This is a genomic window from Psychrobacillus sp. NPDC093200, assembly GCF_050280345.1.
In the GTDB taxonomy this organism is placed as follows: Bacteria; Bacillota; Bacilli; order Bacillales_A; family Planococcaceae; genus Psychrobacillus; species Psychrobacillus faecigallinarum.
In genome coordinates this window covers 704,456-726,086 of the sequence record NZ_JBNNVC010000001.1, presented here as the reverse complement: position 1 = coordinate 726,086, position 21,631 = coordinate 704,456, and the positions used below count along the sequence as shown (strand labels likewise).

General features: G+C 38.9%; 20 protein-coding genes. 4 read left to right on the top strand and 16 right to left on the bottom strand.

The genetic code is table 11. The features are described from left to right. Window positions 1-85 precede the first annotated feature (85 nt). The gene (locus ACQKNZ_RS03645) at window positions 86-1,417 is read right to left on the bottom strand and encodes a sensor histidine kinase (RefSeq protein ID WP_427658195.1); all 1,332 of its coding nucleotides are present in this window, start codon (window positions 1,415-1,417) and stop codon (window positions 86-88) included. Between the two features lie 32 nt (window positions 1,418-1,449). Beyond that, the gene (locus ACQKNZ_RS03640; RefSeq protein ID WP_154311408.1) at window positions 1,450-2,118 is read right to left on the bottom strand and encodes a response regulator transcription factor; all 669 of its coding nucleotides are present in this window, start codon (window positions 2,116-2,118) and stop codon (window positions 1,450-1,452) included. Between the two features lie 1,101 nt (window positions 2,119-3,219). On the opposite strand from ACQKNZ_RS03640, the gene ACQKNZ_RS03635 reads away from it, so the two are divergent. After that, window positions 3,220-3,357: a hypothetical protein gene (locus tag ACQKNZ_RS03635; protein WP_427658193.1), complete on the top strand. Its 138-nt coding sequence runs from the start codon at window positions 3,220-3,222 to the stop codon at window positions 3,355-3,357. 184 nt (window positions 3,358-3,541) lie between these two features. Here ACQKNZ_RS03635 and ACQKNZ_RS03630 read toward each other — a convergent pair whose 3' ends face one another. The 9 genes from ACQKNZ_RS03630 to ACQKNZ_RS03590 are packed head-to-tail and all read right to left on the bottom strand — an operon-like array spanning window position 3,542 to window position 11,296. Next, on the bottom strand, window positions 3,542-5,143 hold the full coding sequence (locus ACQKNZ_RS03630) for a class I adenylate-forming enzyme family protein (RefSeq protein WP_427658191.1): 1,602 nt from the start codon (window positions 5,141-5,143) through the stop codon (window positions 3,542-3,544). Between the two features lie 9 nt (window positions 5,144-5,152). Further along, the gene (locus tag ACQKNZ_RS03625; protein ID WP_427658190.1) at window positions 5,153-5,932 is read right to left on the bottom strand and encodes an enoyl-CoA hydratase/isomerase family protein; all 780 of its coding nucleotides are present in this window, start codon (window positions 5,930-5,932) and stop codon (window positions 5,153-5,155) included. 17 nt (window positions 5,933-5,949) lie between these two features. After that, window positions 5,950-6,348, bottom strand: a complete 399-nt coding sequence (locus tag ACQKNZ_RS03620; RefSeq protein ID WP_144540398.1) for an acyl-CoA thioesterase — start codon at window positions 6,346-6,348, stop codon at window positions 5,950-5,952. 16 nt (window positions 6,349-6,364) lie between these two features. Then, window positions 6,365-6,745 (bottom strand): hypothetical protein, encoded by a 381-nt coding sequence (locus tag ACQKNZ_RS03615; RefSeq protein WP_144540400.1) that lies wholly within the window; start codon window positions 6,743-6,745, stop codon window positions 6,365-6,367. Continuing rightward, entirely contained in the window at window positions 6,742-7,113 is a 372-nt protein-coding gene (locus tag ACQKNZ_RS03610) for a hypothetical protein (RefSeq protein WP_144540402.1), read from the bottom strand. Before ACQKNZ_RS03610 ends, ACQKNZ_RS03615 begins: the two co-directional genes overlap by 4 nt. Then, a complete protein-coding gene (locus tag ACQKNZ_RS03605; protein WP_144540404.1) occupies window positions 7,114-7,959 on the bottom strand; it encodes a 3-hydroxyacyl-CoA dehydrogenase family protein in 846 nt (281 codons plus the stop codon). A gap of 24 nt (window positions 7,960-7,983) precedes the next feature. Beyond that, window positions 7,984-9,159, bottom strand: a complete 1,176-nt coding sequence (locus ACQKNZ_RS03600; RefSeq protein ID WP_427658186.1) for a thiolase family protein — start codon at window positions 9,157-9,159, stop codon at window positions 7,984-7,986. Window positions 9,160-9,191: 32 nt separating this feature from the next. Beyond that, window positions 9,192-10,490: a GntP family permease gene (locus ACQKNZ_RS03595; RefSeq protein WP_144540408.1), complete on the bottom strand. Its 1,299-nt coding sequence runs from the start codon at window positions 10,488-10,490 to the stop codon at window positions 9,192-9,194. Between the two features lie 29 nt (window positions 10,491-10,519). Continuing rightward, window positions 10,520-11,296, bottom strand: coding sequence for an enoyl-CoA hydratase/isomerase family protein (locus ACQKNZ_RS03590; protein WP_427658184.1), 777 nt, complete (start codon window positions 11,294-11,296; stop codon window positions 10,520-10,522). Between the two features lie 373 nt (window positions 11,297-11,669). On the opposite strand from ACQKNZ_RS03590, the gene ACQKNZ_RS03585 reads away from it, so the two are divergent. From ACQKNZ_RS03585 to ACQKNZ_RS03575, 3 genes are all read left to right on the top strand, one after another. Beyond that, window positions 11,670-12,674: a LacI family DNA-binding transcriptional regulator gene (locus ACQKNZ_RS03585; RefSeq protein WP_144540412.1), complete on the top strand. Its 1,005-nt coding sequence runs from the start codon at window positions 11,670-11,672 to the stop codon at window positions 12,672-12,674. Between the two features lie 232 nt (window positions 12,675-12,906). Next, window positions 12,907-14,328 carry an aldehyde dehydrogenase family protein gene (locus tag ACQKNZ_RS03580; protein ID WP_427658182.1) on the top strand — a complete coding sequence of 474 codons (1,422 nt, stop codon included), beginning with the start codon at window positions 12,907-12,909 and terminating at the stop codon, window positions 14,326-14,328. 12 nt (window positions 14,329-14,340) lie between these two features. Further along, window positions 14,341-15,513 carry an iron-containing alcohol dehydrogenase gene (locus ACQKNZ_RS03575; RefSeq protein WP_144540415.1) on the top strand — a complete coding sequence of 391 codons (1,173 nt, stop codon included), beginning with the start codon at window positions 14,341-14,343 and terminating at the stop codon, window positions 15,511-15,513. Between the two features lie 119 nt (window positions 15,514-15,632). Here the strand turns inward: ACQKNZ_RS03575 and ACQKNZ_RS03570 are convergent, their stop codons facing one another. The 5 genes from ACQKNZ_RS03570 to ACQKNZ_RS03550 all read right to left on the bottom strand — a co-directional run bounded on the left by ACQKNZ_RS03570 (window position 15,633) and on the right by ACQKNZ_RS03550 (window position 21,263). After that, window positions 15,633-16,493, bottom strand: a complete 861-nt coding sequence (locus ACQKNZ_RS03570; protein WP_154311415.1) for a Gfo/Idh/MocA family oxidoreductase — start codon at window positions 16,491-16,493, stop codon at window positions 15,633-15,635. A gap of 10 nt (window positions 16,494-16,503) precedes the next feature. Next, a complete protein-coding gene (locus ACQKNZ_RS03565) occupies window positions 16,504-17,814 on the bottom strand; it encodes a hypothetical protein (RefSeq protein WP_151111234.1) in 1,311 nt (436 codons plus the stop codon). A 103-nt stretch (window positions 17,815-17,917) separates the two neighbouring features. Then, window positions 17,918-18,988: a dihydrodipicolinate synthase family protein gene (locus ACQKNZ_RS03560; protein ID WP_427658179.1), complete on the bottom strand. Its 1,071-nt coding sequence runs from the start codon at window positions 18,986-18,988 to the stop codon at window positions 17,918-17,920. Beyond that, window positions 18,989-20,005, bottom strand: a complete 1,017-nt coding sequence (locus tag ACQKNZ_RS03555; RefSeq protein ID WP_427658177.1) for an NAD-dependent epimerase/dehydratase family protein — start codon at window positions 20,003-20,005, stop codon at window positions 18,989-18,991. A 16-nt stretch (window positions 20,006-20,021) separates the two neighbouring features. Next, the gene (locus ACQKNZ_RS03550) at window positions 20,022-21,263 is read right to left on the bottom strand and encodes an Nramp family divalent metal transporter (RefSeq protein WP_427658175.1); all 1,242 of its coding nucleotides are present in this window, start codon (window positions 21,261-21,263) and stop codon (window positions 20,022-20,024) included. Window positions 21,264-21,631 lie beyond the last annotated feature (368 nt).

Below are 21,631 nucleotides of genomic sequence, written 5' to 3'. Positions count from 1 at the left end.
ATAGAATATTAAAACTAGGTAAGGGGCAAGTTTAAATTTTGTTTAAAAAAAGTGTATTTGAAAGGATGCCCCTTCAAATACACCATTATTTGTATTTCTTTATTTTAATAGTTGTTCCCACTTCACTTGACTCAATATCCCAATCTAGCTTCATACCCTTTACCATCATATCAACAATAGACAAGCCTATTCCTGCACCTGCTTCATCGGATTCATTTTTCATCCCGTTTCCTTTGTCTGAAATTACAATAGCATCGTATAGATTTGTAGATTCGGTTTTAACACAAATATATCCTCCGCTTTTTGCATGGCGAAGCACGTTTTGCAATAAATTATCTATTATACTTCCTAACCAAATAGGGTCGATTTTCCACTTATTTTGTTCGAACGGAGTCAAATTGACTTCAAATTTAAACTCTTCCTTTTCAAAGACAGGGTACCATAAAGCTAAACATTCACGTACATAACGAATAACATCAATATCCTTTGTTTCAAATTTATATTTACTAGCCATTAGTAACGTGTATGACATCAAGTTTTCAATCAGTCTGTCAATATTTACAACAGAGGCTTCCAAGGATTCTATCGCTTTTTGACCTTCCTCCGATAAAACTTCTTTAGCAATGGAATAAGTTTGAGCCCTTACCTTTGTTAAAGGTGTACGCAGATCATGAGAAAGATTAGCGATTAGCTCCCGACGTAGCTGTTCCTCTTTCTGCTCGCTCTGTTTACTTTCCCTTAGCTCAAATACCATTTGATTGAACGTTTTTTCAAGCTGTCCAATTTCGTCCTTCTTTTTCACCGTAATCTCAATCGGTAGCCCGTCCACATCCCGTATTTCCATTGCCTCTTGCAATTGCAATAACCGTTTTCTAATACTCCTAAAGAATAGAAAGGATACTAATAAAAACAGAAAAATAATAAAAATAACACCAGATACAAAAATAAGTCCATATTCATCATAAATATTTTTAAGAGGTGGATCAAACTCTGACCTAGGCATCTCCAGTACAACGAAACCATTCATTTCATCTTGTCCAACGAACGCAATAACTGTAAATGGGTCCCCTCCATAGTGCTGTTTTATAAATTTTGCTGTATATACTGCCGACCACTCGGCAGGCAACTGCTCTTTTACGTTCACTTGATTAGCGAGCGTCCCTTGACCATCCACCCAGAACATTGATGCTTTTGGATGTTGTTGCTTCCACTTAGTAAAATGCTCTTCTATTGTTTCAGAAGTCACAATTTGCATACCATTTGCTTCTTGATGCCATTTTCCTTCTACGTCACCTTCCTCTATAGTATGGTTGTTTAAAGTGTCACCCTGCGTGTTACTAGAAACACCAAATACAAATAAAGCAATAATTAAATAGGAAACTTGAACAATAGACATTGCTAATAGAATCAGAAACATATACTTCGCTAGTAAGGACCGGAAAAAGCTCTTCATATTTTTACCCTATACCCAATTCCGCGAATGGTTTCAATAATTGATGGTTTTGCTGGGTCCCTTTCAATTCTCTCTCGTAAATAACGAATATGAACCATCAACGTCTTATCTCCTTCGATATAACGCTCTCCCCACACTCCCTCATACAGCTGTTCCTTTGTTAATATTTGATTCAAATGACGAACGAAGTACTGCAAAAGATGATATTGCTTGCCGGTTAATTGGATTTCCTCCTCTTTTTCACCGTCTACTATTCTCATGTCCTTTGTATAGATCATCAGATGCTGAAGCTTTAATATATCGTCATTCTTTTGGTATCTCCGTAGCAATACTTCGACACGAGCTGCAAGCTCATCCGGATGAAACGGTTTTGTTAAATAATCATCTGCAAAATTTAGTCCTTCTATTTTATCCTCCACCGCAGTCCTCGCAGAGAGCATTAAAATAGGCAGGTCTCCCTTTTCTTTTTTAATACGCCTCCCAATTGAAAAGCCATCTAACCCTGGAATCATCACATCCAAAATTGCCATATCCACACTTGAAATATACTTTTCAGCATCCTGTCCAGATTTCAGCCATGTCACCTCATACCCTCTTTCTGTTAAATCCTTTCTCACCCAGTTTCCTATATCCACTTCATCTTCTATGTAAAGAATGTGTACCATGTTTGTCCTCCTGTTATTGGGATTGTGATTTGTTAGCTGAATCGCTACATGCTTCTAAGAAATTAGAGTCGTTTAAGACCATACCCCTTCAAAAAAACTCTCTACCTCAGTTAAGGCAGAGAGTTTTGTTCCAACCTTGTATAGTTAACTGGTGTTCCATGAAAAATCTCTCTCGCAATTCAAATGGCCAAAAGACTCCAATAGCTCGCTAAATATATAGAGCGGTCGAGGGATTGTCATAAATCTTGCTCGCGGAGTGGAGCAGGATGGCGATTGTCGTAAAGTAATGCTGGATTGTAGTAAACTAGCGACCTATTGTCGTAAACTAGCCCTGGATTGTCGTAAATCTTACTCGCGGAGTGGAGCAGGATGCCGATTGTCGTAAAGTAACGCTGGATTGTAGTAAAGTAGCGAGCTATTGTCGTAAACTAGCCTCGGATTGTCATAAACCTTACTCGCGGAGTGGAGCAGGATGCCGATTGTCGTAAAGTAACGCATGATTGTAGTAAAGTAGCGACCTATTGTCGTAAACTAGCCTTGGATTGTCGTAAATCTTGCTCGTGGAGTGGAGCAGGATGCCGATTGTCGTAAAGTAACGCTGGATTGTAGTAAAGTAGTGAGCTATTGTCGTAAACTAGCGACCTATTGTCGTAAACTGAGCCGGGATTGTCGTAAATCTTGCTCGCGGAGTGGAGCAGGATGCCGATTGTCGTAAAGTAACGCTTGATTGTAGTAAAGTAGCGACCTATTGTCGTAAACTAGGCTTGGATTGTCGTAAACTAGCCCGGGATTGTCGTAAACAGCCCACAGGTTATCGTGAAAGCGGGTTATACGGCACAGTCTTTTTTAGCACTTGCAATGGTCACTAAGATTTAGAAACTCATTTCAAAATTCTAACAATGCAGACATTATATCATGAATGATTCTAAGACAATACAAATAATCCTATTATTGTATTTAATAGAATGCATATTCCTATAATAGTTTTTTCTAAGATTAATAATTAAACAAACACCGAAACCAGCTAGAGCGTTTGGATGGGGTTCAGCTTTCAATGATGTGTCGTTCCACAAGTACTTTTTAGGGTTGCAGGAAAAATAAGTGACAAATACACCTTTAGCTTTAGATAAAAATAGCTTAAACAAGATTAATACTGCATTTGTTGCTCCAAAGGTTATAGCCGGTGGCAGGATGGTTCATGTGGGGCAGTTAATAAATAAGCAAGGCCATATTAAGTAAAGAAAAATTTGATAACTACAATAAAGCAGCCAAAGTACCATCATCAATATCATAACATGCATAAAACCAGGGCCTGACTATGGTCCTTTAATATTTTCTACACGCCCTTTACTCCAGTTATTAAAAAACTCTCTACCTAATTAAAGATAAAGAGTTTTTTATCATACCCAGCTCTCTAATAAGGTTAAACTGTTTCCTTTTTTAACATTCGCCTCAATATTTTGCCAGAGCTTGTTTTTGGAAGTTCCTCTATAAATTCTACTTCTCGTGGATATTTGTAGGCGGACATTCTTTCTTTTGCCCATTCAATAATTTCATTTTCTGTTGCGATTGATCCTTCTTCTAGGACAACAAAGGCCTTGACTGACTCTCCTCTTATTGGATCGGGAATGCCAATTACTGCTACTTGGTTAATTTTTTCATGTTGTGAAAGCATTTTTTCTACTTCCTCTGGATATACACTGTAGCCGGAGCATTTTATCATTTCTTTTACTCTTCCAAGAAAATAGAGAAAACCGTCTTCATCAAACTTCCCAATATCACCTGTTACAAAGTAATCGTGAAAAAAAGATTTTTGTGTCTCCTCGTTTCTTCCTTTATAGCCTTTGAAGACACTTGGTCCCTTTACAAGAATCATTCCTTGTTCCCCAATGGCCATTTCTAAATGATAATTTTCAAAATCTACCACTTTCACGTCAGTATCAAATGTAGGCTTTCCAACTGAGCCATATCGAATGTCACCTTGTGGAGTCATCGTATTGCCAGTATGAGTTTCACTCATGCCATAAGCAAATTCCATTAGCGGCTTACCAGTTATAGATTTCCATTCATCTGATATCTCTTGAGACAATTGAACACCAAAGCTAGTTACTATATCTATTTTAAGTTTACTAAAATCAATATTTTGGATAGAAGGTTCTCTCATCATTTGTATGTTCATAGGGGTAGTCGTATATAATACCGTAGCGTTATATTGCTGGAATGCCTGGAGCATTCCCTTTGGATCGAAGCGTGTAAGCAGCACAACTGACGCTCCTACTTCCATTGCACTTAGTAGACCGACCAATTTCCCTGCTATATGAAAGATTGGCATAACACTAATATAGGTATCTTCTTTAGTGAATCCAAAGTTCTTGGCTACACAAGCTGCTTGGAATTCTGAGTTTTGAAATGTAAGCATTGCTCCCTTTGGAGAACCGGTAGTACCAGATGTATAAATGATCAGACTAACATCTTCTGCCATATTAATGTTTGTATTAATATCATTGCTGTACTGGTCATTCTGCAATATTGTCATCCAGTCATAGGTGTCCTCCCATCGGTTTTCGAGCACTTTTTCTGGAAATGCCGGGTAAGGGTTTTCTGGCAAATAATCCTTATAGTTAGTTACTATTTTACTTTCTACTTTCGTTTCACTCTCTATTTTTTGAAAAACTTCATATAAATCTGGAGTAGTAAATATAGCTTTGGCTTCCAAGTCATTAAGCTGATATTTTAGCTCCCACTCTTTGAACATGGGATTACATGGTCCTACTATTGCCCCTATTTTTTGAATAGCAAAAAAAGCAATCACGTACTGCGGACAATTTTGAAGGAAAAGAGCGACGGTATCCCCTTTTTGAATACCCTTGTCAGTCAGAAAGCTTGCTACACGTTTAATCGAACCCCAGAGTTCCCCATATGATATTTGCCTTCCATAAAAGTTAATCGCTGTTTTCTCAGGAGTTGTTTGAGCATGCTGTTCAATATACGAATGGATTGGCTTATTTTGTAGAGCTAAATGCATAATAATCCCTCACTTTCCTTTAAAATTTGAAGAACGTTTTTCAATAAAGGCCTGCTTGCCCTCTGCATAATCGACTGTATAATAAGAGGCTAGTGTTGAATAAGTCTGTACTTGGAATGCATTTTCTATCGTCATCCCATCGCTATTGTGCATTGCCTTTTTCATTAGGCCAATTGTTCTTGTAGCACTACTAGTTAAATGAATTGCCAAGTCCTCAACCACTTCCTCCAGTTTATCTTGTTCCACTTGCTTATACAGTAGTCCCCACTCACTTGCCTCATTTGTTCCGAACATTTCTCCTAAAAAGAGATAACGTGCAGCTCGATGATATCCTATACGTTTTTGCAAAAGATATGTACCTGCAGATATCCCTCTTAAAACGAAAGGCAGTCCAAACTTAGTCTCATTCGAAGCAATGATAAAGTCTGCTGCCAACGCAATTTCAAAACCGGCTCCTAATGCGTATTTATGTGCCTTCACTATAATCGGCTTCTCTAAGTTTTTCATAGCTAAAACTACTGCAGGATATCCATCCGAGTACTCTGTTAATTTGTCCGTAGGATTTGGATTTTTTTCTGTTCCCATATCAACTAGGTCATCCCCTGCACAAAATGCCTTTCCCAACCCCTCTATTATAATGACACGCACTTCATCATCTTTTTTAGTTTGATTTAGATAATGAATAAGATCTGCAACCATATCATTATCTAATGCATTCAAGGCTTCCGGGCGATTAAGTGTAATTCTCGCAATATTATTTTCCACTTTATATATAACTTTCGTTCCCATTTGATCCCTCCTTTAATCTATTGTTCAATATACAAATGCCTCTCCAGTTCTTCTCTTATATGATCGGGGATAATCTCACTTTTGTTCTCTTGGACATTATAGTTAACGTATATCGTATTTGCTTGAACAGTTAGCTTATTTCCTTGCCATATTTCTTCATATAGTTCTAGACTAGTGTTGCCGATGCGTTTTACCCAGCATTTTATTTCTACGCTAGTACCAAAGTAGATTTGTGCCTTGTACTCTACAGTTGTTTTTAGGATAATCATTTTCCAATTACTAAAGCTAAGGTCTGGCATGAACAAAGAGAAAAGTTTGTTTCTACCACCTTCAAGCCAGACAGGTACTGTGGTGTTATTAATATGCCCTACGCCATCCGTTTCAGAAACTCGTGGTTCTACAATTGTTTGATACATTACAATATCTCCCTTCCTATAATTTACTGTTCAACATAATCGACCAGATTCCTTCTGCCACTGGATGATCATCTGCAAGAACCTCGATATGAATATCATAGATACAACTTTTTTTAGTGAGGGTATTATTTTCACAAATTTGATAATCTACTGAGATAGTTTCTCCAACTTTTACGCCTTTTCTAAATCTCCAATTTTGTCCTACAACTGCTACTAGATAATCTTCCAAGTTGAATGTCCTGTTTAAAATTCCAATCGCGACCATCACAAGCTGACGGTTGTCTATATAATATTTTAGATTTGATTTTTGCTCGTTTAGCATCATTTGAAAAAGTTCTACATCTGTTTTGTATATAGTTCGATGAATAGGTGTTTTGACTTGATTAATAAAATTCAAATCTCTAACATCCTTTCTTCACAGAAATAGATTAAAGATCCTTCCATGACTAGCTCATCTTCTTTTTTATACACAGAGAACCTTAATACTTCGCCTCTTAGTCTGTAAACTACATAAATTTCGTCACCCACTGTGATACTTTTTTTATAGTAACTAGTAAATTCATGAATTTTAGTAAAAGGGATTTCCTGCTTTTCTATCAATGATATTGCTAGAGTAAAGATTGTGTCACCATGTAAAATAACACTTTTGAAACGAGAATTTTCCATTAAAGGCATATTGGAATGAATATTTAAATTTCCTTCCCAAATCATAGGGAGTAAAAGATGGTTTTCTGTTATTTTTAGTTGACCTGTTTGTTTTTCCATCTAGTTATAGTCATAAAAACCTTTACCTGATTTCTTCCCGAGCTTTCCGGCTTCCACCATTCTCTTGAGTAATGGACATGGACGATACTTGGAATCTCCGAAGCCCTCATACAGGCTTTCCAGTGCATACAGTGTTGTGTCTAATCCACATTCATCTGCCAAGCGTAAAGGTCCGATAGGATGGTTTGCCCCTAACTTCAGACCTCGATCTACCTCCTCCGGATCTGTACCCTCCATTACTAGAAATGATGCCTCATTCATCATTGGTAGTAAAATTCGATTGACGATGAATCCAGGATAATCCTGAGCAATGACCGTTTCTTTATTGATAAGGTTTCCGTATTCCCTCACCCTTACAAGGGTATCTTCTGAAGTTTCTATTGAGGTAATAATTTCTAATAGTTTCATAATTGGTACTGGGCTAAAAAAATGCATACCTACTACTTTTTCTGGGCGATTTGTTACAGAACCAATTGCCGCAATGGATAATGATGACGTGTTGCTTGCTAATATAGCATTAGGTTGAACGATCTCATCGAGTTGCCTAAACACCTGTTGCTTTAAGTCTAATCTTTCAGGAACTGCTTCAATAACTAAATCCACATCTTTTCCATCTTGAATATTAGTTGAAAAAAGTATAGAATCATTAATTCTTTGTTCATCCGTAGGGGTATACTTTTCTCTTTTTAACATTGATTGAATGCTTTTATTTATAAAATTTTTCCCTCTTGTTAAATCTTCCTCTGAGCGGTCTGTTAATACTACTGGCAAACCTGCTAATGCAAAAATCTGGGCAATTCCACTACCCATCAGACCTGCCCCCACTATCATTACTTTCTTTTCCATGTTGCTTCGCCTCATTTCTATATATTAATCTTGGAATTGGACGTTTTTTACTATTACCGATGCACCCTGACCACCACCGATACATAATGTTGCCAGACCATATTTTTTGTTACTTCTGATTAATTCATGTACTAATGAAACTATAATTCTAGATCCCGAGCTTCCTACTGGATGTCCTAGTGCTATGGCGCCGCCATTTACATTGACAATACTTTCGTTAATATTTAGTTCCTCTATCACAGCAAGTGCTTGTGCTGCGAAAGCTTCATTTAGCTCGATAAGATCTATATCCTCTATTTCCATGCCTGCTTTTTCTAGTGCAAGCCTTGTTGCTGGAACTGGTCCAATTCCCATCACCCTTGGGTCTACCCCAGCAGAAGCAACAGAAATTATCTCTGCTAAAGGAGTTAACCCATATTCTATAACCAATCTCTCCGAAGCAATAAGTATCACAGAGGCACCATCATTTAACCCAGATGCATTTCCTGCTGTGACAGTCCCATCTTCCTTAAATGCAGCTGATAGATTCTGTAATGCATCTATTGTTGTAGCCCGTGGATGTTCATCCACTTTGAATTCTTCTTTTTTTGTTACAATTGGTACAATTTCCTTTTCAAATACACCATTAACAATTGCCTTAGCTGCTTTTGTTTGACTACGTAAAGCATACTCATCCTGTTGTTGACGAGAAATATTATATTGTTCCGCCACATTTTCGGCAGTTACTCCCATATGATAGTTTTCACTTGAGCAAACTAATCCATCATGTAGCAAACTATCTTCTAGCTGAATGGCCCCTAATTTCTTTCCCCATCTACTCTCCTTCGATATATAAGGAACATTGCTCATACTTTCTGTTCCACCGGCAATGATTAGATTCCCATCTCCGGCCTTTATTTGCTGATAGGCTAAGGAAACAGAACGCATACCAGAGGCACATTGCTTGTTGATAGTCATTGCTGGAATGGAAGTAGGCAAGCCACCCTTTAAGGCAGCTTGCCTCGCCGGGTTGGCTTTCCCTCCAGCTTGATAAACATTGCCAATAATGATTTCATCTATTTTCTCTAATGGGACTTTCAAATCCTTGACCATTGCTTTTATCACTTCTGCGCATAATTCTGAAGAGCTAAATTGTTTTAAACTTCCCCCAAATCTTCCTACAGCTGTTCTTTGTGCAGATACTATATATACTTTTTCCATCAGGTCACCTCATTTTGTTAGTAAACTAGCATTTATGTGAAAATAGTAAATAAGATTACAGCTAATGCAGTTGCACACATTGTGAGCACTACGGCCATCAGAGCTACCGCAGGATATGCCCGTTTAAAGGTTTCATGACTAATATTACGAATAGTCGTAACAATATAACCGTTGTGTGGTAACGATGCCAAGCCATCAGATGACATTACGGATACTCTGTGTAATGCACCTGGATCTACGCCCATATTTAAATAAATTGGAGCTAAAATAGGAAGTGAAATTCCTAAACCACCAGATGCAGAACCTGTTAATCCAGCTATAAGATTGATACAAATTGCCATACTTAACAGTGGTGGACCAGGGATTTCTAATACGGTTTCAACAATTTGTGTGAATCCTGTAGTCAAAGCTGCGACCTTACCGAATGCGATAACAGCACTTGTATTACAGATAGCTACTATTGCATCGTTGGAGCCTTTTCCTAAAACATCCCAAAAGCCAGTGATGAATTTGAACATAGTCAGACATGCAACGATAATCGCACCTAAAAGTGCTAAAATGGCAGCAGTATTGGCATTAAATAATTGTGAATACGTAACCATTCCACCTACTACTACAATTATCGGTAACAATGCAACCACGATATGGGGTAATTTCTTTTTATTTTCTTCGTCGGTCTCAATATCTGAGTCGTATTTTTCAAATTTTTCTCCTCTTTTAACTGCATTTCTAATCAGTAAATGAAGGAAAAAAGTGCCTAATATAAAGTTAAATGCAGATGCAATCATACCAATCCAAAAACCTGAATAAGGAGTTGTTCCAAAAAATTCTGTTGGCATAATGTTTTGAATTTCAGGTGATCCAGGCAAGAACATTGTAAAAGTAACAGAACCGAAAACTAATGCAGCTGGTATAAATCTTCTTGGTAAATTTGCATTTCTAAACAAAGAAACTGCAAGCGGATAAACAGCAAAGCCTACTACAAATAAAGATACCCCTCCATAGGTCATGATGGCACAGGCTAACACGACTGCCATGACAGCACCTTTAGGTCCAATAATTTTCATAACCCATTCAGCAATGGCCTCTGCAGCTCCTGTTTCTGCCATAACCTTTCCAAAAATTGCCCCTAGCAGGAACAATAAAAAGTACGTAGCAAAGTAACCAGTAAAGCCCTGCATATACGTACCTGTCATAGCTTCAATAATGTCTTGTCCAGAAGTTAATGCAACAAATGCACTTGCTGTAACCGCACTGATAATAATATTTATACCCTTTACGGTCATATAGATTAGAATCGCTAAACCAATCAACAACATAAATACACTCATCCTACATCTCCCTATCCTAATCCAATTTTTTAATTCTTAAAGACTGGCTTTCTCTTTTCTATAAAAGCATTTATTCCTTCATAGGCGTCAACATGATGAAAAGTTTTACAAAAAAGTTCGGTTTCCTTTTGGATTCCCGCAGCAAAAGAAATTTCATAGCCACACTCCATAGATTCTTTTATATTTTTAATAGAGTTTAACGATTTCTCTGCAAGCTTCGTTGCCCATTCCAATGCAACTGCCATACCAGTTCCTGATGTTGTCACCTTATTCACTAAGCCTATTGATAATGCTTCATCAGCACTAATGCTATCTCCAAAGAACATTAACTCTTTCGCTTTCGAAATTCCTATTAGCTTTGGTAATCTTTGAGTTCCTCCTCCACCGGGGAAAATCCCTAGATTAATCTCTGGTAAACCAATCTTCACATGCTCCTCTGCTATTCTAAAGTCGCAGCTTAACGCTAGTTCACAGCCTCCCCCCAACGTGAGACCGTTCAGCATAGCAATGGTAGGCTTCACCAATCTCTCAATATATTGAAAGACTTGATGATTCAGTTCGACATGCTCCACCATGTCATTTCGACCAAGCCAAGTAGGAAATTCTTTAATATCTGCCCCTGCCATAAATGCCTTTTGTCCTGCCCCAGTTAATACAATGGCCCTTATATCTTTATCTTCCTCCATCCGTCTAAATGTCTCTAACAACCCCTGTGCTACCTTACTGCTTAATACATTTACAGGAGGGTTATCAATAGTTATGATGGCAACTTTGTCACTTACAGTAACTTTAACTAGTTCGCTCACTATATCACCTTCTTTTTAATTTTCTTGCTACTAAAAACGCAGTCTTACTTTAAACATCCACCAAGTAAAAACAGTTTAATCTAAAATTTTACCTATCACTTTTGGTCCTTTCTATGTTATTTTTAATAAATGAATACGTTTACATTTTTACTTTTACGTTTGCACGAATAAATATACTTTCTCTTTTGTCTGTTGTCAACATATTCTGAATTTTTATATTATATCATCGTAAACTAAAAAAAATTCCTACCAACCATTTTATATTTTTTCAAATCTCTGTCTAATGGATTTTAAGATAAAATAGTGAGAAAAATAGATAATGATTGTATAATTTACTCAGAATAAGAAAATATTCTATTTGGAGGTAATCCCATTGGTATCATCTAAAGATGTGGCTAAACTAGCAGGAGTGTCGCAGGCTACGGTTTCTCGTGTCCTTAATACTCCTGATTTAGTTAAGAAGCCAACACTTGAAAAAGTTCAGAGAGCAATCAACGATTTAAATTACATTCCAAATGCTCAGGCACGTTCTTTAGTTCAAAACAAATCCAGAACGATCGCTCTATTATCTGGTCCATTGCATAATCCATTTTTTGTGGATACTACGACCGCTATTGTCAATTATGCAAGTCAGATGGATTATCGAATTCAAGTACAGTTTGTAAACGATCATAAACTAAATGACGCATATACGATTGCTTTGGAACATAAGGTGGATGGAATCATTCTCTCCTGTATTTTAAATGACGATCCTATTTTTGAAAAATTGAAGCGGATGAATGTTCCCTTTATCACCTATAATCGCAAGCATCAAAACAATGAGTACTTTGTAGAAATTGATAATTATGAGGCTGGTTATTTGTCTGCAAAACATATGATTGACCAAGGACATGAACTAATCGCCTGGGTTGGAGGCCCACAAAATTTTAGCACCTTCTATCATCGTTTCCAAGGATTCAGTCAAGCATTAAAAGATGAGCGAATTGGCTTAAAACCAGAATATATATTTAACACTGATACAACAAGTACCGATATTTCGGCATCCTTCCACCAATTGATGAACCTAAAAAATCCTCCTTCTGCAATTTGTGCTGGCAGTGATTCTCTCGCTCTTAATGTAATGGATAATGCTATTAGTATGGGTTTAGAGGTGCCAAAGGATGTTAGCATCATTGGAATTGACAATGTAGATCTTAGCTCTCATGGTTCTATTCAACTCACTACGGTAGGCAGCATTTCAGGTAGGAATTTGGGTCACCTAGCAATACAAAAACTAATAGATATGATTGAAAACAAAAATAATAGTTGCGTTAAAATAACAGAACCTGTTAAGATATTTCCAAGAAGCACCACATCTCAAAAAGTAAAACAAACTTAAAGAGTTTGTTTTTATTTTATAGTAAAATGAATGCGTATACATTTCTTTTTATGAAGTTATGAATACGTAAACATTGTAAATCTTTAATTAAAATTTGTACAATCCCAGACAGGATAAAATTCATCATATAAAGTTGCTATCAGTCCTATCATAAGAAATTAAGACGAGCAAGTGGTAATATATTGTTACCCAGAGCTTTGTATGGCTCTCACACAACGAAAGGATGATTCAAATGGAAAGAAAATATTTTGTAAATGGTGAATGGAAATCTTCAGAGAAATATGCGGAGCTGTACTCCCCTCATACGAAAGAGCTTATAGCGAAAATACCTCAGGCAACTCGTGAGGAAGTGGATGAAGCAATTGAAGTGGCGTACGGTGCACGTGAGAAAATGGCTGCTTTAACAGCATTCGAACGCTCTGCTATTTTGGAACAGATTACACAGCTATTTATAATTCATCGTGAGGAAGCTGCAAAGATTATTTCCTTAGAGGCTTCAAAGCCTTTGAAATATGCGTATGGAGAAATCGATCGGACGATTGAAACGTATAAATTTGCTGCAGAGGAAGCTAAGCGTTTAACTGGAGAAATGATTCCGATGGATGCTGCAAAAAATGGCGCTGATCGATTTGGCTATACAATCGAGGAGCCTATCGGTGTAATCGGAGCAATTACTCCCTTTAACTTCCCACAAAATCTAGTAGCACATAAAGTCGGACCTGCTATTGCAGCAGGAAATACGATTGTATTGAAGCCTGCTTCACAGACTCCTCTTTCTGCTTTATTTTTAGCAGAATTGATCGAGCAAACGGCACTTCCAAAAGGTGCTTTTAATGTAGTGACTGGTAGCGGTCGCGAGGTTGGCGATGCTTTAGTTGAAAGCGACAAGGTGAAGATGATTACTTTCACTGGTAGTCCTGCAGTAGGTAAGGGCATTCGTAATAAGGCAGGCTTAAAAAAGGTGGCGCTTGAGCTTGGGTCTAACGCAGGTTTAATCATCGATAAAAATGTAGATTTATCTAAAATTGTACCGAAATGTGTGATGGGTGCCTTCTCTAACCAGGGGCAGGTTTGTATTTCGTTACAACGTACGTATGTAATGGATGAGATTTTCGATGAGTTTATCGAGCAATTTAGTGAGATGACGAAGAAGCTTGTTGTCGGTAGTCCATTCGATGAGTCAACTGACATTTCTGCAATGATTGCTGCTAGCGAATCGGAGCGAGCTTTGGAATGGGTCGAGGAAGCTGTAGAGCATGGTGCTGAAATCATCACTGGCGGTAAGATTGAAAACGATGTGTTTCAACCTACTATTTTTAAAAATGTAAATGCTATCTCAAAGGTTTCCTGTCAGGAGGTTTTCGCACCGATTGTTGGGGTGAGTCGCATATCTTCTATTGAAGAGGGAATTGAAGCCATCAACCACTCGGACTTCGGACTACAGGCTGGGATTTTTACTAACGATATTCAAACTGCATTTAAAGCCTCGAAGCTTTTAGAGGTTGGCGGCGTAATGATTAATGACATTCCTACCTATCGTGTAGACCAAATGCCATATGGTGGTGTGAAGGACAGCGGAACTGGCAAGGAAGGCATAAAATATGCAATCCATGAAATGACTGAAACAAAGCTTGTTGTATGGAATAATCAGTAAGGAGTGTGCAATATGTCAGAAAAAATTACGTTTACACCAATCAGCTATACAGGATGGGATTCACTTTCCCATCTTCTAGCTGAAGTGAAACGCTTTGAAGTGAAGAAAATATTAATCGTCACAGATCCTTTTTTAAAGGATATCAGATTGACTAATAAAGTCTCGGAGCCACTAGAGAATGCTGGCTACAACGTTCAAATATATACAGATGTAGTGCCAGAGCCACCTCTAGCAATCGGCGAAAAACTTGTTTCCTATACACGTGAACATGCCTTTGATATGGTAATTGGCGTCGGTGGTGGTAGTGCTTTGGATTTATCCAAGCTTGCAGGAGTGCTAGCTTCTCATGATGGTAATGTGGCAGATTATTTGAACCTAACTGGAACGAAGCATATTACCCATAAAGGTTTACCAACTATTTTAATCCCTACCACTTCTGGTACTGGATCAGAGGTTACAAACATCTCGGTGTTGTCCTTGGAAACTACAAAAGACGTGGTGACGCATGATTATTTATTGGCGGACGTGGCAATTGTAGATCCAGCATTAACAATTTCCTTGCCTCCGAAGGTAACTGCTGCAACGGGAGTAGATGCACTGACACATGCCGTTGAGGCGTATATCTCTAAGAATGCAAGTCCTGTGTCGGATGCATTAGCGCTACAGGCAATTCGGTTGATCAGCAATTCTATTCGCACTGCTGTATCGAATGGTGATGATAAACAAGCTCGTACAGATATGAGCTACGGCAGCTATTTAGCTGGCCTTGCCTTCTTCAATGCAGGAGTTGCTGGAGTACATGCACTCGCTTACCCGCTTGGCGGGCAGTTCCATATCGCACACGGAGATTCCAATGCTGTGCTTCTCCCTTACGTCATGGGATACATACGTAAAAGCTGCGAAAAACGCATGAAGGACATATACGATGTAATGGGCTTCAGCTCTGCTAATCTATCACAGGAGGAAGCATCCTATAAATGTGTCGCTGAGTTAAAAAGATTAGTAGAAGATGTTGGAATCCCTTCTAACTTACAAGGCTTCGACATTCCAGAAAGTGCCTTGGAAAGTTTAACTGAGGATGCATTGAAACAGAAGCGTATATTAGCTCGAAGTCCGATGGAGCTAGGACATGAAGAAATTTCTGCGATCTATCAAGCTGCTTTTGATGGGAAGATTGTGGAGTAAACTGCTTTGAGTTAATCCCTGTGCCAGTTGGAGGCATAGGGCTTTTTGTTTGGAAGCTATAACGTCTCAGCCCCATAAAAATAGTACCATTCAAGCCCTAGCTCAATGGTACCCCCCTCTTATAACCCCTTATTAATCTCTTCAATAATCCTAACAATCGCAGCTGTTTCTTCTAAAGAAACTGCCCCCTTCCCAGTTTCAAAAAATTCTACAATATGCTCAACGAGTCCTGCGTAAAAGGGTTTCTCTTCTTCCCAAAGCTTTAACGTCTGAACATCGTCTGCAGAATGAAGTACCGCTCCGAATCGGCCATGCCATTCTGATTCTCCGCGAATTAAGAGATGTCGACCATCCTTATATGTCAGATGAACCTGATGACAATCGTACTTGTACTCGACCTGTACTTTTTCAACGCCTGTTCCAAAAAGCGTGACAGCCATTTCTACTAAATGAATGCCATACCAAAAGTAGCCGGGCATTTGCTCCTGCATTGGGGTAGGACCGTAGAAATAGCCGCTACTCCAATTCCCTTTCCTATTAACAGCCATGACTGATTCAGAAAAACGTAAAGCGGATGAGCTCATGACCGGTGTTCCATTTTTTTTACTCAGGCCCATGACCTCAGCCATTTCCTCACTGCTCATGACGACTGGCTTATCGATGAAAACTGGCTTACGATAGGTCACAACCTGTTTGAACCAGTCCAGATGGTTTCTTCCGTCAACTGTTCCAATTATGATTGCGTCTACTTCATTCATTATTTCCTCGACTGTCTCTACCTCTGCTACTCCGTATTTTTTTATAACAATTTGGTAGTAATCAGGGAATCTGTTGGAGCTGATTGGTAAATCCTCTGAGAAGGTCGGAATGGCATGGGTGATTTTAGCACCTTTCACGTGGTACGTATCGTCCAGGTCATTTAATAATCTCGTGAATATTTCACTGTGAGAGGTGTCTAGACCTATTAATCCTATTTTCATAGAGCTCCTCCTATTCCTCGTTCATAATAATTGCAAATACCTGTCTCGGTCTGCCTCGCCTTGAAATTTTCTCCATCCCTATGATTTTGATCAGCTCAGCGTCTAACCAGGATTGAATGATTCGATGTGCACTTCTTGGTGTGATGCTAAGGATAGTTGCTAATTCATGTGCTGTGAATTCATTCTTTTGTTTTCGCTTGATAACAGCCATCGTTTTTTCTATATTTGCAGCACTCATGCCAACAAATTCTGCTTTACTGATCAGTAACTGATCGGTCACTGTGAGTGGGTATTTCATTGGTACGATTAAATCAATTGGACCGAAAACACTGCGATCTTCACGGACGATGAAGCAGCAGCCCCCTCCGTTTTCCTGTGCCTGAATGAGAGCAACCCTGGCATGCGAGCCAGCCTCTAAAGCTGAGAAGCCAAAACCTACACCAATTGATAGAGATACCTCTAGCTTTTTCTTCATCTCATCGACAATTGGCAAGTATTTGTAACCCTCTGTAATTCTTTCAAAAATGCCTCGATTGGTAACGAATATATACTCACTGCTGCTGAGTGCAACGAGATACCCGTTTATTTGCTCTGCAAATTGAAGCAGCATACGGTGAATAGCATGACTTCGTTTATGTACCTGCTGCTCCGTCATAAATTCATGGACATCCCCGGAACTTTCTATAAAGATCCTACCTATAATAATTTGCATTTCCTTTTGCTTTCGTTGATTAGTCGCAAGCAGCATTCGCTCGATTGCCACAATAATATCCTGATCTGTTGGCTTCAGCCACTCATTTACAATATTCATACTTGTCAGCTGTTCACTTACTAGCTTTAAGCTAGTAATCACTACTGTATCGGGGTTGTCCAACACATTCTTTTCATGGAAGGTTACTACATCTTCTTTGTTTTCCATATAGACGATTTCTTGAAAGCTTTGATAGGTAAACGTTTCTTCTAAATTATTTTTCACTATTTCCATGTAATTGTTCTGAATACCATCTAGACTAATATTCGATAGACTCTTTTTGCTCTTCAGCTTATAAAGTGCTTGATAAAGTCCTGCTCCCTTCAAAGGTATATAAAAAGCTGGAACCTCTATAGGGATTTCATCCTTCGAAACTAAATATGGAATTCTTCCCGAATAAAACAAACAATCTACATGATCGATAAGCTCCGTTGTTAATTGCCTAGCATCTACTATTTCATCCGATAAACTAAAAATCGGTTGGATATTCGGAAAAAGTCCAAAGCATCTCACCATTGTTTCTCGAATCCACTGTGGCCCTATAACACCTACTCTAATACTAGTTTCCACAAAACCCACCCCCTTGGAATAGAAGAAAGACACACCTTTTGATGTGTCTGTAGAATGCTGTTTCTTTTCCTGCGATATCCTCTTCCTTACCTAGACATATATTTCAAGAGAGTCTAGGCACTGCGCTTTCCTTTTCCAAAAACTCTTTTACAAAAGAATCATCATTCAGCTCTGGATAAGCAGCATAAACACGGTCTATTTCCTCTAGCTGCCCATCACTTAGCACTTCATGGTCCATCAGGCACCAATTTCCCTTCATAAGCCCCTGTCTTCTGAGCACTTCATTGATGCCAGCAATGCTCCCCTTAAAATCATGCTTAGAATCAAAGAATGCTGCATTAGCATCCGTCACTTGTTGAGCGATGAAGAACCACTTTTTATCAATTTGTTCATTTGCTCTCGCTTCTTTTATTTGTTCAAAAAGCTCTACTGCCTTATGTGTCCAGACAGACCAATGACCGAGCAAGCCACCGACAATTTGTTTCGATGCTTTCTGACCATTCACTTCTGCTTCGTACTCTGTAAATAGGTCAGTCACTATATTGTCGTCATTACCTGTGTACAGTGCAATTTCATCTCTTCTAGGAGAGGCGTTTACCGCACGAATAACATCTAACGTCAAATAACGGTCAAATGGTGCCATCTTAATACCGAACACATTGTCGATAGCTGCGAACTGCTCCCAAAAATCGTAGCTAAATACACGTCCTCCTACAGCTGGCTGCAGATAAAATCCGAAAACTGGGATGATATCTGACACTGACATTGTGCGCTCAATCAATTCATTTTCTGAATATTCATTTAATCCGCCGTTACTTAATAATACCATATCATAGCCAAGATTTTTAGCAGTATTTGCCTCTTCTATTGCCTGCTCTGTTTTCCCACAAGCTCCTGCAATTTTGAGGAATGGTCGATCAATTTTTGCCTTTTCGATTTCCTCCATCGCAAGCTTCAATACCGTTTCATACAAATTAAATTGTGGATCACGAATTTCAAATTGCGTCGTATGGACACCAACCGCCACTCCTCCAACACCTGCCTCGATATAATATCGAGTTAATCGGCGCTGAGCCTCTTCATCTAGCTGTTTATCCTGTGTGATTGCCAGTGGATGAGCAGGTATGAAAGCTCCATCGTGTAAATGCTGCTTCAGCTCGTCAGTTAGTGCCATTTAAAATTCACCCTTCCTCTCCTGGAAGTGGGTCGGCTTATTAATGGTCTCTCCATCATTAGCCACCCAGTCAGCTATCCATTCAATCATTTCTCTAATAGAAACGCGTGGATAACCAAATAGCTGATGAGCTTTACTCGCATTGTTGAGTAATGCATTTTCTTGCTCCTCCCCAACAAACACAGGGTTCTTATCGAACAAGCGCCCAAACTCTTTTGCCAGCCAGCGAACTGAAAGCGTCTCTGGACCTGTCACATTGATGATTGTCGGAGGCGAGCTCGCATGAAGAAGTGAACGAATCGCATACTCATTTGCATCTCCCTGCCAGATCACATTGACATGCCCCATGGAAAGGTCAAGCGGTGTTTCATTAAAGACGGACTTGGCAATTTCCAATAAAACCCCGTAGCGCATATCAATTGCATAATTCAATCGGAATATAGCAAGTGGTGTATTGTCTCTTTGTGAGAAATAAGTAAACACGCGCTCTCTCCCTAAGGACGATTGACCATACTCACCGACTGGAGCCACAGGATGATTCTCATCGCAGCCGCTTGCATAAACAGGAACTAATGGATAAACATTTCCCGTAGAGAATGCCACAATATTTGAGCCTTTAAAATGTTCTGCTACTCTACCTGGTAAATACGTATTCATCGCCCATGTGAAATGCTCGTTACCAGTCGTCCCGAATTTATTCCCAGCCATATAAATGATATTTTTTTCTACCGGTAACTTTTTTAGCTCATCCTCATCTAACAAATCACAGGCAATCGTTTCAACACCTGCGGACTCTAGCTCATCTTTCAGCGTGCCATTCGAAAATCTGGAAACCCCAATCACCTTCTTATCCAAGCCTGCCGCATCAATCGCTCGCTTTGCCATTATCGCAAGCGTCGGGCCCATCTTCCCGCCGATACCCAAAACCATAATATTTCCTTCTAGCTTCACTAAGTCATCTATCAATGCAGCAGATGGCTGCGTCATCAGGTTCTCTAATTCTTCTACTGTTTTCATATTGTCCTCCATTCTATTAAGTAAAAAAGATATTTTGTACGTTGTTATATGCCAGATAAATCAACACAAGCAAACCAATGATTCCTAATACATTGCTTAGCCATTTGTTTTTCAACTCGCCCATCACTCGCTTGTCATTCGCCACAACTAAAATTGCGATTGCGATAAACGGAACAACAAAGATCGTCACCGCCTGAGCAAAGACGATTAAATTGAGCGGTGCGGAACCAAATACAATTCCAATAACCGAACCAAACAAAATCACTAAAATAATGAGAAGCTTTACTTTCATATTAGAAAGGTTACTTCCTAGCCCAAATCCATCTGCCAGCAACGAACCGCCAATCGTCGCATTTCCCATAAGCGAGGAAAACGAAGCACCAAACAACCCAAGCATAAATACGAAAGTTGACCAGCTACCGAATAAAGGCTCTAATGCCAAGCCCATTTCCGTTGCATTATTCACGACTAGGCCCTGTGGTTTTAAGATAGTGGCAGCTGTGATCATGATTAAAAAAGAAATAAATCCAAGCAGGAAAATACCTAAGAAAGACTCCTTCTTTCCGCTGGCTGCGTCTGTAAGAGTCCAACCCTTTTCTTTAACCAAGTACGATTGATACAATGCACCAACTATGGAAAAGCTTGTTGCAAATAAGGCAATAATCAATCCCATACTTCCATCAGGAATCACAGGAATAAACCCTTGAAAAATTTCAACGATCGATGGCTTCACTAAAATGACTGTAATAAGGAATGCCAATAGCATCACAACTACCAAAACAAGCATAAGCTTCTCAAGAATTTGATAGAACTGCTTTGCAAACAATAGCCCAATAGAAATAAGCGTAAATACGATGATCCAAACAGTCGGCTTCATATTAGTCACCGTGGAAATAGCAAGACCAGTTCCAATAGCATTCCCCGCCTGGAACGAAGCCGTAACCAAAAATGCGCCAATCCCAATAAGCAGCCCGGACCAAAATCCCCATTTCTCCTTCATAACCCCTATGAAGCTAGCTTTCGCAGCAATTCCAATTCGCGTACTCATTTCCGTATACACCATCATCAATACAACTGCTAAAATCAATGTCCATACTAGCTGCGAGCCATAAATAGCCCCAATCTTCGAGGACAAAGTCACACTCCCCGGCCCTAAAACTAACGCAGAGGTAATTAATGCCGGACCCAAATAACTAAAAATACTCTTTCTACCGACCTTGGTGTTATTAGCAACCCCAATTTTTGCACCCTCATTCATTTTTAACCCTCCCTTTAATTGACTTTTCTGAAATATATAACTTTATAGTATCTTATAATTCTATATAATGACATGACGTTAATAGGACTGTTAATCAGAAAGAAGTAGCCACTTTCTCATTGGCTACGTCTTATTTAAAACCATAAAAATGGTGAACGGTCATAAAATTGGGCTATCCGGTCATAAAATTTTCTATCCGGTCATAAATCTCCGCGAACGGTCATAAATAAGAAATTTCTCTATAAAAAGCTGCATTTTCTGATCCAAAATAAGAAGTAGCCAGATGATTTCTCACTGGCTACTTCTTTCAAACTTTTAAAACCTTAAAAATATAGAAAAATGGTGAACGGTCATAAAATTGGGCTATC

Coding starts and splice junctions, on each gene's coding strand:
- ACQKNZ_RS03645 (WP_427658195.1), bottom strand. CDS start 1,417: ATGTTTCTGATTCTATTAGCAATGTCTATTGTTCAAGTTTCCTATTTA.
- ACQKNZ_RS03640 (WP_154311408.1), bottom strand. CDS start 2,118: ATGGTACACATTCTTTACATAGAAGATGAAGTGGATATAGGAAACTGG.
- ACQKNZ_RS03630 (WP_427658191.1), bottom strand. CDS start 5,143: ATGCATTTAGCTCTACAAAATAAGCCAATCCATTCGTATATTGAACAG.
- ACQKNZ_RS03625 (WP_427658190.1), bottom strand. CDS start 5,932: ATGGGAACGAAAGTTATATATAAAGTGGAAAATAATATTGCGAGAATT.
- ACQKNZ_RS03620 (WP_144540398.1), bottom strand. CDS start 6,348: ATGTATCAAACAATTGTAGAACCACGAGTTTCTGAAACGGATGGCGTA.
- ACQKNZ_RS03610 (WP_144540402.1), bottom strand. CDS start 7,113: ATGGAAAAACAAACAGGTCAACTAAAAATAACAGAAAACCATCTTTTA.
- ACQKNZ_RS03605 (WP_144540404.1), bottom strand. CDS start 7,959: ATGGAAAAGAAAGTAATGATAGTGGGGGCAGGTCTGATGGGTAGTGGA.
- ACQKNZ_RS03600 (WP_427658186.1), bottom strand. CDS start 9,159: ATGGAAAAAGTATATATAGTATCTGCACAAAGAACAGCTGTAGGAAGA.
- ACQKNZ_RS03595 (WP_144540408.1), bottom strand. CDS start 10,490: ATGAGTGTATTTATGTTGTTGATTGGTTTAGCGATTCTAATCTATATG.
- ACQKNZ_RS03580 (WP_427658182.1), top strand. CDS start 12,907: ATGGAAAGAAAATATTTTGTAAATGGTGAATGGAAATCTTCAGAGAAA.
- ACQKNZ_RS03575 (WP_144540415.1), top strand. CDS start 14,341: ATGTCAGAAAAAATTACGTTTACACCAATCAGCTATACAGGATGGGAT.
- ACQKNZ_RS03570 (WP_154311415.1), bottom strand. CDS start 16,493: ATGAAAATAGGATTAATAGGTCTAGACACCTCTCACAGTGAAATATTC.
- ACQKNZ_RS03560 (WP_427658179.1), bottom strand. CDS start 18,988: ATGGCACTAACTGACGAGCTGAAGCAGCATTTACACGATGGAGCTTTC.
- ACQKNZ_RS03555 (WP_427658177.1), bottom strand. CDS start 20,005: ATGAAAACAGTAGAAGAATTAGAGAACCTGATGACGCAGCCATCTGCT.
- ACQKNZ_RS03550 (WP_427658175.1), bottom strand. CDS start 21,263: ATGAATGAGGGTGCAAAAATTGGGGTTGCTAATAACACCAAGGTCGGT.